General features: G+C 48.6%; 15 protein-coding genes and 1 tRNA gene. 7 read left to right on the top strand and 9 right to left on the bottom strand.

What is annotated here, in order from left to right; genetic code table 11:
* Positions 1-98 precede the first annotated feature (98 nt).
* Positions 99-1,625, bottom strand: coding sequence for a glycine betaine uptake BCCT transporter (locus tag ACTHRH_RS14890; RefSeq protein WP_440416295.1), 1,527 nt, complete (start codon positions 1,623-1,625; stop codon positions 99-101).
* A gap of 216 nt (positions 1,626-1,841) precedes the next feature.
* On the opposite strand from ACTHRH_RS14890, the gene ACTHRH_RS14895 reads away from it, so the two are divergent.
* Positions 1,842-1,914 (top strand) — tRNA-Ala (locus tag ACTHRH_RS14895).
* Between the two features lie 443 nt (positions 1,915-2,357).
* Here ACTHRH_RS14895 and ACTHRH_RS14900 read toward each other — a convergent pair.
* Positions 2,358-3,047: a transcriptional regulator gene (locus tag ACTHRH_RS14900; protein ID WP_440416297.1), complete on the bottom strand. Its 690-nt coding sequence runs from the start codon at positions 3,045-3,047 to the stop codon at positions 2,358-2,360.
* Between the two features lie 391 nt (positions 3,048-3,438).
* Between ACTHRH_RS14900 and ACTHRH_RS14905 the strand changes: the two genes are divergently transcribed.
* On the top strand, positions 3,439-4,641 hold the full coding sequence (locus ACTHRH_RS14905) for an MFS transporter (RefSeq protein WP_150959540.1): 1,203 nt from the start codon (positions 3,439-3,441) through the stop codon (positions 4,639-4,641).
* A 189-nt stretch (positions 4,642-4,830) separates the two neighbouring features.
* A complete protein-coding gene (locus ACTHRH_RS14910; RefSeq protein WP_440416299.1) occupies positions 4,831-5,733 on the top strand; it encodes a DUF4261 domain-containing protein in 903 nt (300 codons plus the stop codon).
* Positions 5,734-5,819: 86 nt separating this feature from the next.
* Here ACTHRH_RS14910 and ACTHRH_RS14915 read toward each other — a convergent pair whose 3' ends face one another.
* Positions 5,820-7,403 (bottom strand): catalase, encoded by a 1,584-nt coding sequence (locus ACTHRH_RS14915; RefSeq protein ID WP_440416301.1) that lies wholly within the window; start codon positions 7,401-7,403, stop codon positions 5,820-5,822.
* A gap of 271 nt (positions 7,404-7,674) precedes the next feature.
* Here ACTHRH_RS14915 and ACTHRH_RS14920 point away from each other — a divergent pair, with 271 nt between their 5' ends.
* Positions 7,675-9,666, top strand: coding sequence for a methyl-accepting chemotaxis protein (locus tag ACTHRH_RS14920; RefSeq protein ID WP_440416303.1), 1,992 nt, complete (start codon positions 7,675-7,677; stop codon positions 9,664-9,666).
* Between the two features lie 66 nt (positions 9,667-9,732).
* Here the strand turns inward: ACTHRH_RS14920 and ACTHRH_RS14925 are convergent, their stop codons facing one another.
* On the bottom strand, positions 9,733-10,971 hold the full coding sequence (locus ACTHRH_RS14925; RefSeq protein WP_440416305.1) for an MFS transporter: 1,239 nt from the start codon (positions 10,969-10,971) through the stop codon (positions 9,733-9,735).
* A 200-nt stretch (positions 10,972-11,171) separates the two neighbouring features.
* On the opposite strand from ACTHRH_RS14925, the gene ACTHRH_RS14930 reads away from it, so the two are divergent.
* Together ACTHRH_RS14930 and ACTHRH_RS14935 are read left to right on the top strand one after the other, a co-directional pair.
* A complete protein-coding gene (locus tag ACTHRH_RS14930; RefSeq protein WP_144932113.1) occupies positions 11,172-11,594 on the top strand; it encodes a MarR family winged helix-turn-helix transcriptional regulator in 423 nt (140 codons plus the stop codon).
* Positions 11,595-11,695: 101 nt separating this feature from the next.
* Positions 11,696-12,418, top strand: a complete 723-nt coding sequence (locus ACTHRH_RS14935) for a DsbA family oxidoreductase (protein ID WP_440416308.1) — start codon at positions 11,696-11,698, stop codon at positions 12,416-12,418.
* Positions 12,419-12,501: 83 nt separating this feature from the next.
* Here ACTHRH_RS14935 and nrdR read toward each other — a convergent pair whose 3' ends face one another.
* Positions 12,502-12,981 (bottom strand): transcriptional regulator NrdR, encoded by a 480-nt coding sequence (nrdR, locus tag ACTHRH_RS14940; protein ID WP_440416310.1) that lies wholly within the window; start codon positions 12,979-12,981, stop codon positions 12,502-12,504.
* Between the two features lie 119 nt (positions 12,982-13,100).
* Between nrdR and ACTHRH_RS14945 the strand changes: the two genes are divergently transcribed.
* Positions 13,101-13,325, top strand: coding sequence for an alpha/beta-type small acid-soluble spore protein (locus tag ACTHRH_RS14945; RefSeq protein ID WP_150959533.1), 225 nt, complete (start codon positions 13,101-13,103; stop codon positions 13,323-13,325).
* Between the two features lie 68 nt (positions 13,326-13,393).
* Here the strand turns inward: ACTHRH_RS14945 and ACTHRH_RS14950 are convergent, their stop codons facing one another.
* The 4 genes from ACTHRH_RS14950 to mutM all read right to left on the bottom strand — a co-directional run bounded on the left by ACTHRH_RS14950 (position 13,394) and on the right by mutM (position 16,398).
* Positions 13,394-13,966, bottom strand: a complete 573-nt coding sequence (locus ACTHRH_RS14950) for a lytic transglycosylase domain-containing protein (RefSeq protein ID WP_144932122.1) — start codon at positions 13,964-13,966, stop codon at positions 13,394-13,396.
* The gene (gene coaE / locus ACTHRH_RS14955; protein ID WP_440416313.1) at positions 13,966-14,559 is read right to left on the bottom strand and encodes a dephospho-CoA kinase; all 594 of its coding nucleotides are present in this window, start codon (positions 14,557-14,559) and stop codon (positions 13,966-13,968) included. The genes ACTHRH_RS14950 and coaE overlap by 1 nt, the downstream gene beginning before the upstream one ends.
* Before the next feature lie 107 nt (positions 14,560-14,666).
* On the bottom strand, positions 14,667-15,350 hold the full coding sequence (ytaF, locus tag ACTHRH_RS14960; RefSeq protein WP_379288658.1) for a sporulation membrane protein YtaF: 684 nt from the start codon (positions 15,348-15,350) through the stop codon (positions 14,667-14,669).
* A gap of 199 nt (positions 15,351-15,549) precedes the next feature.
* Complete coding sequence (gene mutM / locus ACTHRH_RS14965) at positions 15,550-16,398, bottom strand: DNA-formamidopyrimidine glycosylase (protein WP_144932128.1); 849 nt, start codon at positions 16,396-16,398, stop codon at positions 15,550-15,552.
* Between the last annotated feature and the right edge of the window lie 44 nt (positions 16,399-16,442).

Below are 16,442 nucleotides of genomic sequence, written 5' to 3' on the forward strand. Positions count from 1 at the left end.
CCAGCGAGGCCGCCTCGACAATATTCATCCGTTTCGGAGGGAAGCGCAGAAGCTCCACCCCGGGCATAAAGGCAACCTATGGGTATTAGGAGCGTACCTTAGGGCTCCCTAAGAAGGAGAGCTTCCAGCTTTTTCAATCGTTCCTTTTCTTTTTTGCGGATTTGCTTATAGTCGTCGTTCAGCGCCTTTTGGATAGAAAAGCACATAAAAACCATAATCAAGGCAAAGGGAAGGGCTGCCACAATGGAAGCCGTCTGAAGACCGTTCAGCCCTCCGCTAAGGAGCAGTACGACGGCAATGGTCGATTGCAGAACCCCCCATATCAGCTTAACCTTGGCGGAAGGGTTCAATGCCCCCTTGCTGGATAACATCCCGAGAACGAAGGTGGCGGAATCGGCCGATGTAACAAAAAACGTAATGATTAATATTGTCGCCAAACCGGCTATTATTGTCCCCAGAGGAAGCTGCTCCAGCATAATAAACAATGCGCTCGTCACATCCCGCTGCACGGCTTCGGCCAGATTAGCCCCGTCGAAGATTTCCAGCTTAAGGCCAGTGGCGCCAAATACGGAAAACCAGACAAAGCCGAATGCACTGGGAATGATTAATACCCCAAGAATAAATTCTCGTATGGTTCTGCCTTTGGACACTCTGGCAATGAACATTCCGACGAAGGGAGCCCATGCAATCCACCACGACCAATAAAACAAGGTCCATGTGCCGATCCATGTGCTTTCGGTGAAAGGCGACAGCCTTAAACTCATCTGAACGACATTTTGCAAATATCCTCCGAGCGTGGAGGTAAACGTATCAAATATGAACGAAGTGGGGCCCGTCATTAGCACAAACAGCATCAAGCCTACGGCTATGAGCAAATTGATGTTGCTTATCGTTTTGATCCCCTTATCCAGACCGGCAGTCGCGGAAATCAAGTAAAGAACTGTAACCGCTGCTATAATGATGATTTGCGTCCATACCACATTAGGTATATGGAACAAGTGATTTAGGCCGCCTCCAATCTGCAGCGTACCGAGTCCCAGGGAGGTAGCCACTCCGAATACCGTGGCCAGTATGGCCAGGATATCGATTCCTTTGCCGATCGGTCCATTCACTCTATCTCCCAATAATGGAGTAAAGGTCGCGCTGATAAGCCCTCTGTAGCCTTTACGAAATTTGAAATAAGCCAGAGCTAGTGAAATGACGGAATAAATCGCCCAGGGATGAAGCCCCCAATGAAAGAAGGAATATCTCATGGCCAACCGCGCGGCTTGGGCCGTCCCCCCCAGCGCCCCTTCCGGAGGGACCAGGTAATGGGAAAGTGGTTCGGCTACTCCCCAGAAGACAAGGCCGATCCCCATTCCGGCGCTAAACAACATGGCAAACCAGCTGATATTCGAGTATTCCGGCTCATCGTCGTCATCCCCCAACCGAATCGTTCCGTATTTACTGAAGGCGATATATAAGCTAAAGATAAGAAAACCTAGCGTAACCAATAAATAGAACCAGCCGAAGGTGCTTATAGTAAACTCGAATGTTGCGTTGGCTGTAGCCGAAAGATGCTCCGGGTAAAACACTCCCCATAATACGAACAAACCGATAAGGATTAACGAAATGTAAAAAACCATTATGCCCTCTCCTTCCGAAGGTTCCATTATCATCGAATTAAGCAAACGGGTATTCTTAAATTATCCCCAATTGCCGCCGGGTTATATGCCGAACATTAAAAATCGGAAGCTCATTAAAAGATGAATGAAATAATGAAATTGTTAGAATTTTAGAACTTTAATGTTCGGACTTGCATTTCCGTATGCTCCCGGATATAATGATAAAGGTAGCCATGAGGGGCCTTAGCTCAGCTGGGAGAGCGCATCGCTGGCAGCGATGAGGTCAGGGGTTCGATCCCCCTAGGCTCCATAGACAAATAACCGATCCTTTTGGATCGGTTATTTGTTTTTCGGAGCCTTGGGAGCGAACCCCGGGGGTTCGTCCGCGCGGCATGAAAGTTCACTGGGGTCCCCGCAAAGTAGTCGGATTTCGTTTTCGAAGCGGCTCTTCACTTTGTGGGGTAAGAAATCGGCGTCTGAATCTTCCGCTAAAAGTCCTCTTCGAATAAGCTTCGTCAGCAAGTTCAATCGGGATTCGGACATGCCCCAGGCTCTGGTGACAGTAGCGGAAGTCAGCGACCTTATTTCATTGATTTTGGCAGCATTTTAATCCTAACGGAACTTAGTACCGTTATTTGCTTATTTCGATGGCAATACTTCGCGAATTGCAGCCAATAACGGCGTACAGTTCCGTTAACTTTAAAAAATGGCGATATTTCGTTGAATAACGCCTCTCAGTTCCGCAGGCTTTCTCTATCCTCTCCTATTCCCTTTCCTTAACCCCCCAATGTTTATGTTACTGCCAATATTCAACTGATACGTCCGAAATCTCAATTTTCCTCCAACCACTATCAAATGTTGTTTCTCTACCAAGTCATGCAGCACCTTACGGGCGTAACGATCAGTTACTCGAAGATGCCTCGCAAGCTCCGTTGGTGTAAATGGCCTCACAAGTCTTCGCGCATATCGCACTGTTTCCGCCTCCATACTGTTCAGCCGGACATCCACCTCGAACGAAAGAATCTTCCCAATGAACGATAAGATTAACTGCTTACAAAACTCCGGTTCTTCTTGAATTGACAAATACGCAATCGGCAAAAAGACCCAATCATCAAGCGACAACAAGCTTTGTCTGCGACACAAGTCTTTGAAACGACGTGTATCCAAATCTCTGGCATGCGATCGGTAATCTTGAATTTCTATATCTCCTTTAGCACCTCCTGGCAAGAAAGCCAAATCGAGATACCGATACCCATTATTGAAATCGCGGACCTCCCATTCAGGATACAAATGATCGAAGTTACCGACAACCGGATACCAGATCGAACGCAACAACTCCACAGTTCCGTGGCTGAGTCCTTTTTGTAACAACTCACGTCTTCGATGGTTCTTCTCCTGTTCAATTTGCTTCTGCATCCAAATCTCATATTGTTTCATAAACATGAAGCTCGCCCCCTTTCCACAAAACAAAATAAAAATGCCGCCTCGATACTTTTAAGTATCAAAGCGGCATGTGCTTCATGACCGTTTGACTCGAGTATAGCATTGAAATTTGTTCAGAATCAAGGCGAAATTGAGAGTTGTGAAATTGAGGATTGATCCGATTCCGTTCATTTGAGCGGTGCTTTCGCTTGTGAAATTGCCCTAAAGTTTCAATGCCTATCTTTTCTTGTGCATACTTGGAAATAGGCTTATGGATTAATTGAAAATTGCAGAATGGGGGGATTGGTGTATAATAAAGTCTATTAAAAAGTTCGGCCCGATAGAAATCGTTGCTCATAGTTATAACGGCCAGTAACCTGCGGCAAATAGAATACTTCGGAAGTGATCATGTATGGAAACATGGAAGAAAAACTTATGGATCTTATGGTTCGGCTCATTCATCGTATCGTCCAGCTTTTCGATGGTCATTCCGTTTCTGCCTCTGTTTTTACTGCAAATTGGGGTGAAGGATCATATCGAGCTATGGTCCGGCATCTTGTTCAGCAGCGCTTTTTTGGCAGGGGCCGTGTCATCGCCGTTCTGGGGCGCGATCGGAGATAAATACGGGCGCAAGCCGATGATTATCCGGGCAGGTATCGCCCTATGTGTTATTTATCTTTTGACCGCATTCGTGACTAATCCATATCAATTGCTTGTGCTTCGGCTGCTGCAAGGCTTGCTGTCCGGCTTCATTCCAGGAGCGATAGCGCTTGTGGGGACGAACACTCCGGAGAAAAAGGTAGGGTATGCCCTGTCAATGATATCAACGGCTACGGCAACCGGAAGCATTATGGGACCGATGCTGGGCGGCGTACTGTCCAAAATTTTCGATAACCGGATTGCATTCGGCAGCGCCGGGGTGCTTTGCTTTATCGCGACGATTCTCATTATTTTTTGGGTGAAAGAGGAGTCCTTCGTGCCGAGCAAAGACAGCAGCTCGATCATCCATACGATCGGCATTGCGGTGCAGAACAAGCCGTTTATCGTCATTGTCGTGCTGACGTTATGCACCCAGTTTTCCGTAATGACGATCGAACCGGTATTGCCGCTCTACATAGTCGAGCTTGGCATTCCGACAAAGGACGCTTCGCTGGCCGCAGGCATAGTGTTCTCGCTGGTCGGAGTCGCGAGCATTATGTTCGCTCCCCGATGGGGAAAGCTGGCCGACCGGGTAGGTTTTCACAAAATATTGCTTATCGGTCTGCTAGCCGGAGGAATCGGAACCTTGCTGCAAATTCCATTCCATAACATCTGGTGGTTCTCTATTATCCGGTTTGCGTACGGTATTTTCTTCTGTGCGGTATTCCCGGCGCTTAACGGCTTGGTCGTACGCACTACGGAGAGTGAGTTCCGCGGACGGGCCTTTAGCTTGAATCAGACGGCGAACCAACTAGGCGGCATGCTGGGACCGCTCGTCGGCGGCGCCATTAGCGGCGTGTTCTCGATTCATGCCGTCTTCTGGGCAACAGGCCTCCTTCTGCTCGCCACGATGAGTCTGGCCTATTGGTCGCAGCGGCATGCGAATCGGGCCGCGGCCGCCAAACGCAGCGCATAAGAGCGTACGAATAACATTATTGAAGTCATTGACGGGGATGGGAATGTTATGAACCATACTTTTCATCTGTCATCAGCAAGGAAGATTTGCTCGCGGGACGCTAAAACCATACATACTCTTTTACTTAGTAAATGAAGGAGATCGCACACGGGCCGAACAATCATGAAGGTGACAAAGGAGACAAGTTAAATGAACGATATGCTTGAAGAAGATAGGGATTTCGGATTTGCACGGGTTTACACGGTTGAACTTAAATACAGACAACGGCCTGAGATTGACCGGGACTTACTCTATAAGAAAATGGAGCTTTACACTGGCAAAACGGAGCAGCCGGAACTAGAGGAAGCCGATGCCGCCGGACTAGCGGTTTGGGAAGCCTACGAAACCGAAAAGGAGCAATTGCTGCATTTCTTCCATTTAAACTATATGGTTCGGTATTCAGATGGAGAAATGCCCGCCCAGACCAGCTTAATGAATATCGATAACCGGCCGGTCACGGACTATGAGACAGCGATCCAGCAATGCTGGCATTGGAAGGAAGCCGCACAGACACTAAGCGAGTGCAGCCATTCATTACTTATGTCGGACATGATGGCTTCCGGACTTGATCCCAAATCGAGATTAGAGCTGTTCACTGGCGCCCTTAAAGCGATATTGGAAGCGGCGCCTTGCGATGCGATTTACTTCCGTGAGAGCGACAAGCTGGTTGAGCCCAAAGAGTATTTGGCTGCGGTGGAAGAAGGAGCCCCTTTATATGGTGCAATGAATTTACGATTCTACAATGTGGAAGGAACCGGCAGCAATCGCCCCGAAGGATTGATGGATACGGTAGGACTTGCCGCTCTCGGCATTCCCGATGTTCAGTGTCACTTCTACGATTTGGACCCCAACGAGGTAGGCGACCATTTAATTAATATCGGGTATTATTTATTTAATAATGGAGATGTTATCGCTGACGGGGAGACGATCGGCTTCACCGAAGATATGCGCTGGCGATGCGAGCATCAATATGCGCTGGCTGCACCTCGGCGAGTTGTTATCGACCTCGATCCGGGAGCGCCTTATTACGCTGGAAGACAAGGTGAAGAATAAAAAACAGGCCTTGGAACACTTATCAAAGCTTTATAGCCCGCCTGCAGAACGACTGCAAGGCGGGCTTTTTCTAAATTGCGTTTCACTTAATACGGCTCGGCCTCGTGGCCTTTGTCCACGGCTTGCTGAGGAGCCTTGTCCCCTTCCCTGTTGCCGAGCGGCTTCTGACTCGATCCGCCCTGCGGCGCATTCGCCAATCCCTCTCTCAGACGGCGACCGTATTCTTCATCCGCTTCCTCGGCGAGAGCGATCATTTTCTCCTGTATTCGTTTATCGCAGCGGGAAAGATCGGCCACCAGATTCGCGATTAATTCGGCCCGTTCCCATTCCTCGAACCTGCGGTAGGTTTCACCCGCCTGCTTCGTATTGCTCTGCCGGTCGATGGATTGGCGCACCAGCCTGCCTTCGACCTGGGGAGTATATTCCTTCCCTGCCTGCTCAGCTTCCTTCAGGCCGCCCAGCAACGATGGCTCATAGTTAATATGAGGATTTTGCCCCGGGGCACGGTCCACCCTGTACTGCATTTGGCCGCCGCTTTGGTTGGTGGCCACCCTCTTCTTGGGCGAGTTGATGGGCAGCTGCAAATAATTCGCGCCTACACGGTAGCGCTGCGTATCGGAATAGGAAAATGTCCGCCCCTGAAGCATCTTGTCATCGGAGAAATCCAGCCCGTCCACCAGCACCCCCGTACCGAAGGCTACTTGCTCTACTTCGTTGAAATAATCTTCCGGATTGCGGTTTAACACCATTTTGCCGACCGGCAGCCACGGAAACTGATCTTCAGGCCACAGCTTCGTGTCGTCCAACGGGTCGAAATCAAGCTCGGGATGTTCCCCGTCACTCATGATCTGCACCAGCAGCTCCCATTCCGGATAATCCCCGCGCTCAATCGCTTCATATAAATCCTGGGTAGCATGATTGAAATTGACTGCCTGAATTTCTGCAGCTTCCTTCATCGTCAAATTTTTGATCCCCTGCTTGGGCTCCCAATGATATTTGACCAGAACGGCTTCCCCTTCGCTGTTTACCCACTTATATGTATTGACGCCCGAGCCCTGCATCATACGATAGTTGGCCGGAATCCCCCAAGGGGAATAAACAAACGTTACCATGTGGAAGCTTTCGGGTGAATTGGCGCAAAAGTCGAAGAACCTTTCAGAATCCTGAATATTCGTAATCGGGTCCGGTTTAAAGGCATGGATCATATCCGGAAATTTGACCGCATCGCGGATGAAGAAAATTTTCAAGTTATTCCCAACCAAATCCCAGTTTCCATCCTCCGTATAGAATTTAACGGCAAATCCGCGGGGATCTCTAAGCGTCTCCGGGGAATGTCCGCCATGGATTACGGTCGAGAACCGGACGAATACAGGGGTGCGCTTGCCCTTCTCTTGAAATAACTTGGCACGTGTGTATTTGGATACAGGCTCGTTCCCTACCGTTCCATAAGCTTCGAAGTAGCCGTGGGCCCCCGCTCCGCGGGCATGAACCACACGCTCCGGGATGCGCTCACGGTCGAAATGGCTGATTTTCTCGATAAAATCATAGTTTTCCAAAGTTGCCGGACCGCGATTTCCTACCGTTCTTAAATTTTGATTGTTTGTGACGGGATGCCCTTGCCGGTTAGTCAAGGTAAGATCATGCTCGGTTTTCTGATTATCCTCGTTCATTGTGGCCTCCTGAATCTGTTCGGACCTTCAAGCCCTTTATTATTATGAGTTGTAGGCAGCCTATACCTCGCCACTTATATTTTGCTTAATTTCTTATAGAAAATTCCTTACATTACAAAAAATAAACAGTTTATTAACAAAAATTTCATAATTCCCTGCGTCTATAGACTATTTTTATAGGTCTTTTCGTCTATATAATAGAAAATACTTCTAGTTGTTCCGACTAAATTACTAGAATATTCCGCAACCACTTCAAACTTCGGGGGTACGTATGAAAAATTTAAAATTGCAGCAGCAAATTCTCATTCCTTTCCTGGCACTAACTCTGCTGGCGGCCGTCATTCTATCCTCCGCGAGTTACTATTTCAGCGTAAATATGACTGTAGACACACTGACCAAAAATGTCGGATATTCCATCGAGGAAACCAACCGGATGTTCGAGCGTTTCTTCAGAAAATTCGAAAACCAGTTAACGGCTATTTCCGACAACGGGGTGGTTGGCGGTTTCTCTCAACAGCCGGAGGATCAATCCGGTTTAATGTCTGTGTTCGGGATGTATCATACAGCCAACAATGATATTACAAATATCTATCTGGGCACAGCGGAAGGCGATATTTTTCTGTATCCTGAGGGACAATCGTTGCCACCCGGCTTTGATCCGCGCACGCGTCCCTGGTATGAGGAGGCCGTCCGGAATGAAGGACAGGTGATCTGGACGGAACCCTATGTAACGGCCACGGATGGCTCTCTGGTCATAAGCGCCGCCAAAACATTGGTCCGGGACGGAAAGCCGTGGGGGGTGCTGGCTATTGATATAACGCTGAATGAGTTGATCGATTTGGTGAAAAATATTCAAATCGGCCATGCCGGATATGCCATATTGTTCGATGATAAGGGAACCTTCCTGTATCATCCCGACAGCCAATTAAATGGGGCGGATGTAACGCAGGAAGAATATTATATTAAAATGATGGAGGCCGGCGAACAAGGAACCATCTCCTATAACTTCTACGGAGAAGATAAAAAATTCAGCTTCACCACCAATCCGACGACCGATTGGAAGCTGGCGGGAACGGTTTATGTAAACGAGTTTGAACAAGAGGCCAAGCAACTGATTATGCCGCTTACGATCATGACGGTTATCGTGCTGATCATTGTAGTCCTTGTTTCTTTCGTTTTTGCCAGACGAATAACCAAACCGCTCCATAGCTTGATGAATTCGATGAAAGAAGTTGAGCAAGGGAACTTGAACCTGCAAATCCGGCTTGATCGCAAAGACGAATTGGGACAGCTGGCCGGGGTATTTAACAGTATGGTATTGAAAATACGAAGCATGATTAGCGGCATCGATCAGATTTCGGCTAAAGTGCAGGAAGCGTCCCGGACACTGGTCGCAAATTCGCAGGAAAATCAGGCAGCCAGCACGGAAATTACGAGAACCGTGGATCAGATTGCCCTGGGAGCGGGACATCAAGCGGAATTGGTGGAGCAAACTTCGGAAGCGATCTATCAATTGGCTGAACGGCTGACCGAAATCGAAGCCCAGAGCCGGTCTCTGGAGACGGAATCAGAGCAAATGCAAATGGTATCCAGGGACGGAATGAATACGGTCATGGAGCTTAAGGAGCAATCAGCCCACACGAACCGTTCCATGGAACAAATAGTCGATGCGATAACGACCTTGAACGACCGGACAGCGCAAATCAGCGAAATTATCGGTACGGTATCCGAAATTTCCGCCCAGACGAATTTGCTTGCGCTCAATGCTTCCATCGAAGCGGCACGCGCCGGAGAGGCCGGCAGAGGATTTACCGTTGTCGCCGGAGAAGTCAGAAAGCTGGCCGACCAATCCCAAAGCGCTGTTGCCCGAATAGACGAAATCATAGATGAAATCGGCCGCGAATCCAAGCATACGATGACCGTGATTGAGGAGGCTCATCGCCTAATGCAGCGCCAGGAATCGGCTGTATCGGATACGGACTCGGCTTTCCGAACCATTCTGAGCACCGTTCAGTCCAATACGGAGCAGATTCGGAGCATTGCGGCGGCGATATTGGACACCACACAGCAGAAAGAGAGAATGCTGCAGGCCATGGAAACGACAACCTCTATTACGGAAGAAACGGCAGCCGGGACCGAAGAGGTATCCGCCACCGTGGAGCAACAGGGCCATTCCATCCACCGGCTGACGGAGCTGGCGGAAGAATTGGACCGTCTGGCCTTGCAGTTATCGGATGAGTTAAGAAATTTTCGAACTTCATAAATTGAAATCCTCCATTGAAAAAAGGGCTGCAAAGGCAAAAAGCAGCCCTTTTGAAATATTGGAAAATTAATGACCGGATTCCATATCGTCAACATGGTTGAGGTGCTTTCGGTTTGCCAGCACAAAGAAAACGGACAGCACTACGAAAACCGCACCTACTACGAAAGGAACATGGGGATTGTACCATTCCGCGAGCTTTCCTGCCAGGAACGGCGCAACCGCCCCGCCAAGAAAACGAAGGAAACTGTATACGGCGGACGCGGTGGAACGTTCGACAGGAGCGGCATTCATTACCGCCGTGGTGATGAGTGTGTTATTGTTCCCCAACAGGGCTCCGGCGATGATAACGGCCGCGATGATTAACCACTGAGTAGAAGTCCAGATGCCCATGGCCAGCAGGTCTACGCCAAACAAGATCAGCATAGCACACATGGATTTAATCGTTCCGAACCTCTGCTGCAGCCTCGGCGCCATAAATACCGATGTTATTGCCAACAATAAGCCCCATCCCAAAAATACATAGCCTAATCCCCGTTCACTCAAGCCCATAACGAATGGCGCGTAAGCCAGTAATGTAAAGAAACCGAAATTATACAGGCAAGCCGTTACTCCAAGAACGACAAGAGATCGATGTTTCATTGCCCGGAACGGATCGAGCAGTGAGGTTTTTGGAAGCTTCCCGGCCTGCGGTACCTGGGATTTCGGCATAAGAATAAGCAGGCTGACGAAAGCAATGACCATCAACCCGGCCACTCCCAGGAAGGGTCCTCTCCAAGAAATGGAACCGAGCTCGCCGCCAAGCAGCGGACCTATCGAAATGCCTAGTCCAATCGCCGCTTCGTACAAAATAATAGCTTTAGCCGTACCGGATTTGGACAAAGTAACAATCGCGGTCAGAGCCGTCGCGACAAACAGCGCGTTGCCCAGCCCCCAGCCTCCCCTCAAACCGATAAGAGGCCATATTCCATTAGAGAGGCCGCCGAGACAGGAGAAAATTGCGATAATTACTATACCGGCGAGCAGTGTCAGCTTGATTCCGACCCTCGATGAGATAGCTCCCGTTATTAACATGGCAACCGCCATGACCGCATTATAGCTTGTAAAAAGCAAAGAGACTTCACTGGGGGTTGCCTCCAACTGATCGGCAATAGCCAGCAAAATCGGGTCTACCAGGCCTAAGCCCATGAAAGCAATAATACATGCGAAAAATACCGCCCAAACCGCCTTGGGCTGTTTAAGAAGGCTCCCCTCTTCATAAAGAGGCGCATTGGATGAACTGCCTTCTGTCGAATTCTGATATGACATATACCTGCTCCTCTCCGATTAAAGTTAAATTTCAAAGAAAACAAAATAAGTTGTATAATGAAACTACATTATTGTATTATACAACTATATATTTTCATGTCAATAAATCTTCTTTCATTAGCTGTAATTTGAAAAAATGAACGATTATGCTACCATGAGTATGAGCATTAAGCAGCTTCTGTTGTGAGGTGATACAAAAATTGGACCCGAGATCGTTGGAAACTATAGAGCTGGAGCTGGCTATTCTGGTTCGTCATATCAATTCCATTGCGTCTGACAAGAAAATCGGAACCCTCGACCGGTCCGCATACCTGTTATTGCATCAAATTTCTGCTCACGGTTCCGCCGGCGTCAAGGCTCTCGCAGACGAATTCCGGTTGGATATTTCCACAGTCAGCAGGCAAGCTGCGGCCCTGGAGCAGAAGGGATACATCTATAGAACACCAGACCCCCAAGATCGAAGATCCTTCTCTCTGCAAATTACGGATTTGGGAGCCAAGGAACTGGATGAAAGCAAGCGGGCTAGATTAGCAAGGGTAACGGAAAAATTGAAGGATTGGTCCGATGAAGATTGCCATACCTTCGGAAAATTGTTGACCAAATTCAACCGTACCTTCGTCTAATCCTTGTTAAGATCTGTCAGGAATTATCCAATTGGTGCTATAATTTGGTTTTCACCGCATGTGCATACTTATTATTATCAAAATTTGGAGGTTAGAAAAAAATGAAAGTTGAAATTTGGTCGGATTATGTATGTCCGTTCTGTTACATCGGCAAGCGCCGGTTCGAAGCCGGGCTGCAGCAGTTTGCCAATAAGGAATCGGTAGAAGTGATTTATAGGAGCTTTGAATTGGATCCCAATGCCAGCCGCGACGGCAATCCGAGCGTATATGACATGCTTGCGGCCAAGTATGGAATGAGCCGTGATCAGGCCATTGCCAATACGAACCAAATTGCGCAGCAAGCTAAGGCGGTCGGCCTTGATTTCTACTTCGACCGCACGATCCAGACCAATACCTTCGATGCTCATCGTCTGACTCATTACGCGGCTTCCCAAGGCAAGAATAAAGAGTTGACCGAGCGATTGCTGAAAGCTCACTTTACCGATGGGCTGCACGTCGGCCATCATGAAACATTGGCAGACTTGGCCGCAGAGGTCGGCCTGGATCGCGAGGAGGCCCTTCGGGTTCTGAAAGACAGCGGCAAGTATGCCGATGAAGTACGAAATGATGAACGGGAAGCAAGCCAGATTGGCGTAAGGGGCGTTCCTTTCTTCGTGATTAATCGTAAATACGCGGTATCCGGGGCACAGCCAAGTGAAGTGTTCGTGGAGGCATTGCAGAAAGCCTGGGGTGAAGAGAATCCGCTTACCATCATCGGCGGATCAGAGGACAGTGCGGCATGCACGGATGCCGGTTGTGTTCTACCGGAAGAGAGAAACTCCTAATTTGTTTAATCCGGGATAAGTTCTGCTCTTTATACAAAAAAATAACGCGACTCGCGTAAATTACCCGTGTCCGCGTTATTTATTCAGGGGGCATCGTTAGGATCCGGCTGGTGCTTAGTCAGGATCTGGTTCAGTTCTTTCATAAACATGTTAATATCTTTAAATTGCCGGTAAACTGAAGCGAAGCGAACGTAGGCCACCTCATCCACAGGATAGAGCTGGTTCATCAGAATCTCGCCAATTTCCCGGCTTTCTACTTCATTGCGGGCTGTATTGCGAATCTGTTTCTCCACTTCGGAAACCATCTTCTCCAATGTTTCCATGGAAACTGGCCTTTTCTCACAAGCGCGGATCAAGCCTCTTAAAATTTTCTCGCGGTTAAATTCTTCCCTGCTTCCACCCTTCTTGATAACGACTAGCGGTGTTTCCTCCACCATCTCGAACGTTGTAAAGCGGCGAAAGCATTTCTCGCATTCTCTACGCCGGCGTATCGATTTATTCTCGTTAGCGGCTCGCGAATCTAATACTTTAGTGCCCGAATGATCACAAAATGGACATTTCAACTTGAGTCCCTCCTTCTTCCCGTTCTCCCATTTGCGATTCTTCTTACCAGACGTTCCCTGTTATGATCCCAAACAAAGCGCACATAATAGAATTACCAACCGACAAGGAGGTGAACAACATGGCACAAGGACAATCTCGGAGCAGCAACCAATTGGTTGTTCCTCAAGCTAACGCTGCATTGGATCAATTAAAATACGAAGTAGCTCAGGAACTGGGTATCGCCATTCCTCAAGACGGTTACATGGGTAACATGGCTACTCGTGATGCAGGTGCAATCGGAGGTCATATCACCCGTCGTCTGGTACAAATCGCTGAGCAACAACTGTCTGGCGGTAACCGTTAAGGAATTCTTTAGTCTTGTACCTCATGCATCGGCGAGCTCCTTACGGAGCTTGTCCGATGCTTTCAATATTACCTTTCTTTAGCGTAGATTTCCATATACTTCTTATAATAATAGTCGACAGAGCTGACATATTTTTTAGTTTCGCGGAATGGAATACGATCCACGTCCTGCAAGGTTCCGTCCCATATTCCGCTTTCCTTCCACTTCTTCACATTGCCCTGCCCCGCGTTGTATGCAGCCAATACCTCAAATCGATTATTGTTAAAATATTCAAACAAGAAATTCAGATATCTCGTGCCTGCCTGAATATTAAGCTCCGGATTTCGCAAATCTTTGAAATCATACGTGCTAAATCCTTCCTTCTCCAATATCCAGTCGGCCGTGTCCGGCATTAGCTGCATCAGCCCGACAGCACCTTTCTTCGATTCCGCATCGGGATTAAAGTTGCTTTCCACCCGGATAATGGCGGCTACCAAATAAGGGTCTAATCCGTTCTGCTCCGCAAACTGAAAAATTTCCTTCTGGTAGTGAATCGGATGAACGAGCTTGCCAAGCCAATTGCTGTTGTAGAATAAGACAACGATCACTACAATAAATGAAAGTACGAACCATAACCGGCTTCGCTTCCGTCTTCTTTTCATCAGAGCCCCTTTCCTTCTATAAAATGGTCAATTTGTCGTATCGTATCCGTCAAGCTTCCCTCATTGTTAATAACAATGTCGGCCAGCTCTCTTTTCTTCTCGATATCCATCTGAGCGTTTAGTCTCTGCTCCGCCTGTGCTGCGGTAATTCCGTCCCGCGCCATCAGTCTCTCCAATTGCTTTGAACGGGGAACATAGACCACCATTACCTGCTCGAACATCTGCTGAAGACCGGATTCATAGAGAAGCGGCACATCCACAACGACCAATCGGCCGGGGTCGGTATCCTCCGCCTCCTGCATTCTTTGTTTCATACGCAATCGGATTTGCGGATGCAGCAAGCCCTCCAGATCTTTGCGCGCTGCGTCATCCGCAAATACGATTTCTCCAAGCTTCTTGCGGTTCAGGGAACCGTCCGGATTAAGAATAGCTTGTCCGAAACGGTTCGCAACCTGCTCCAACAGCTCGGTTCCGGGAAGCACTACCTCCCGGGCAATCCGATCTGCGTCAACCAATACCGCTCCCCGCTCAACAAGTATAGAGGCTACGGTTGATTTGCCGCTGGCTATTCCTCCAGTCAAACCTATATTCATAAAAGCTGCACTCCCAATAATAGTCTATAAACACAGTAATATAAGACAAATCCCGTTGCTTCATATATAACCTTCGGCCTGTGTCTTACCCGCCCATCTCGGTCTTTTCAAAACAGCTTGGAAATCCCCATCATAATTAAAAAACAACCTGGCAGCAGCGATAATTTCCGCATCCAGCCAAACCCCGCAAAACGCAAGCCCGCATAAAGCCCCGCGGCAATAAACAGACCGCTGGAAATAGCGATAACCGCAGAAGTGACATAAGGATTATAGCCTAATAACGCCGCTCCTATACCCGCCCCGAAAGCGTCCAGAGACAAAGCCAGGCCAAGCAAGGCCGCTTCTGAGGGGGAGATGACCCCGGAACGGTCCAAATCAGCGGCCGAAGGGGTTTTTAAAATTTGGATGACCAGCCCCAACCGTTTGAGTTCAATCCTGACAATGGCTTTATTTACATGGGTAGATGAAGATGCCGCCGGCTCATGCTCCGGTTTTCCGGAATCGGAATTTTCGTTGGACTCGTCTTTTTTGGACAGCATTTGATATAAAGACCAGATTCCAATGCCGATCAGAATGAAGGCTCCTAGCGCACTGGCTGCTGACGGGGAAAATAGCCGGGACAGCAAGCCCCCTATTTGCATGGATAGAAGAATGGTCAACCCGGAGCAAATAGCAATGATTATTATAGAGAAGGCCTGGATTCTGATCCGTCTCAAACCATATGTAATCCCTACACCGAACCCATCCAAGCTTACAGCTAATGCCAATATGATTAATGATGTCGCCATCATCCCTGCATCCCTCCCGTGAAGACCGCCCGCCTGACGGGACCTTTCCTATTCCGGGAATAAAGTCCTCGGTTAGGCGAGTCAGTTTCATCATATGGGAGAAGCCGTTATTCTGTGCATGCCCGGGATACAGGGCCCACTGCATGCTTATCGCAGGAATGGACGGATACCGAAGCGGGAAGCAGGCCCGTCTCCGGTCTGTTTATCGGCGGACTTTGCGCCTTTTTAACGGTTGGCACGAAGGACAGTAATGCGTCCCTCTTCCTCCAAGAACGGTTTTGGCAACAAGCTGTCCGCATTCGTTGCAGGGCATATCCTTACGGCCATAAACATTCAAACTCTGCTGAAACATGCCCATTTCTCCTTGGCCGTTGACATACGATTTGATAGAGGACCCGCCGGCACTCACCGCTTCCTGAAGCGTCTCTATGATCGCTTCATGCAGCCGGAGCAATTCTTTACGTGTGAGGGAATCCGCCGTTCGTTCCGGATGAATACCGGCCCTGAACAAGGCTTCATCCGCATAGATATTGCCTATTCCTGCAATCCGTTCCTGATTCAGCAGCAGCGGCTTGATTTTCGTGGAGCGAGGAGAAATTTGCTCACGGAACGCCTCGAACGTAAACTCGGGACCGAGCGGCTCTAGTCCAAGCTTATGCAAGGGAGGCTGGACAAATTCTTCTCCGGGGGAGAATAAATGCATCGTTCCGAATTGCCGCACATCCTTGTAGCGCAGCTCCGTACCGTCATCAAAATGAAAAATAACATGCGTATGCTTCTCTACCGGTTCATCCGATTGGTAGAGACCATAGCGCCCCTCCATCCGCAAGTGGGAGACGAGAACAAGACCGTCCAGAAGAAAACGGATGAACTTCCCTCTCCGCTCAATATTGTGTATAGACCTTCCCCTCAGAATGGCACAGAACTCATCCGGGTCGGACGGCCGCTGTATAATACGCGCCAAATGGACGCTGACTTCGTTGATGTTCTTTCCTTTAACGAGCTTGTTTAATGTTTGAACTACAGTTTCTACCTCTGGAAGCTCTGGCATCTTGTTCACCTCCGGCCATTCAGTTCTTCACATTACTGAGCATA

The organism is Paenibacillus sp. SAFN-117, assembly GCF_051966115.1.
GTDB classification, from domain to species: Bacteria; Bacillota; Bacilli; order Paenibacillales; family NBRC-103111; genus Paenibacillus_L; species Paenibacillus_L residui.

Coding starts and splice junctions, on each gene's coding strand:
- ACTHRH_RS14920 (WP_440416303.1), top strand. CDS start 7,675: ATGAAAAATTTAAAATTGCAGCAGCAAATTCTCATTCCTTTCCTGGCA.
- ACTHRH_RS14910 (WP_440416299.1), top strand. CDS start 4,831: ATGAACGATATGCTTGAAGAAGATAGGGATTTCGGATTTGCACGGGTT.
- ACTHRH_RS14890 (WP_440416295.1), bottom strand. CDS start 1,625: ATGGTTTTTTACATTTCGTTAATCCTTATCGGTTTGTTCGTATTATGG.
- ACTHRH_RS14915 (WP_440416301.1), bottom strand. CDS start 7,403: ATGAACGAGGATAATCAGAAAACCGAGCATGATCTTACCTTGACTAAC.
- ACTHRH_RS14900 (WP_440416297.1), bottom strand. CDS start 3,047: ATGTTTATGAAACAATATGAGATTTGGATGCAGAAGCAAATTGAACAG.
- ACTHRH_RS14935 (WP_440416308.1), top strand. CDS start 11,696: ATGAAAGTTGAAATTTGGTCGGATTATGTATGTCCGTTCTGTTACATC.
- coaE (WP_440416313.1), bottom strand. CDS start 14,559: ATGAATATAGGTTTGACTGGAGGAATAGCCAGCGGCAAATCAACCGTA.
- ACTHRH_RS14950 (WP_144932122.1), bottom strand. CDS start 13,966: ATGAAAAGAAGACGGAAGCGAAGCCGGTTATGGTTCGTACTTTCATTT.
- mutM (WP_144932128.1), bottom strand. CDS start 16,398: ATGCCAGAGCTTCCAGAGGTAGAAACTGTAGTTCAAACATTAAACAAG.
- ACTHRH_RS14945 (WP_150959533.1), top strand. CDS start 13,101: ATGGCACAAGGACAATCTCGGAGCAGCAACCAATTGGTTGTTCCTCAA.
- ytaF (WP_379288658.1), bottom strand. CDS start 15,350: ATGATGGCGACATCATTAATCATATTGGCATTAGCTGTAAGCTTGGAT.
- ACTHRH_RS14925 (WP_440416305.1), bottom strand. CDS start 10,971: ATGTCATATCAGAATTCGACAGAAGGCAGTTCATCCAATGCGCCTCTT.
- ACTHRH_RS14905 (WP_150959540.1), top strand. CDS start 3,439: ATGGAAACATGGAAGAAAAACTTATGGATCTTATGGTTCGGCTCATTC.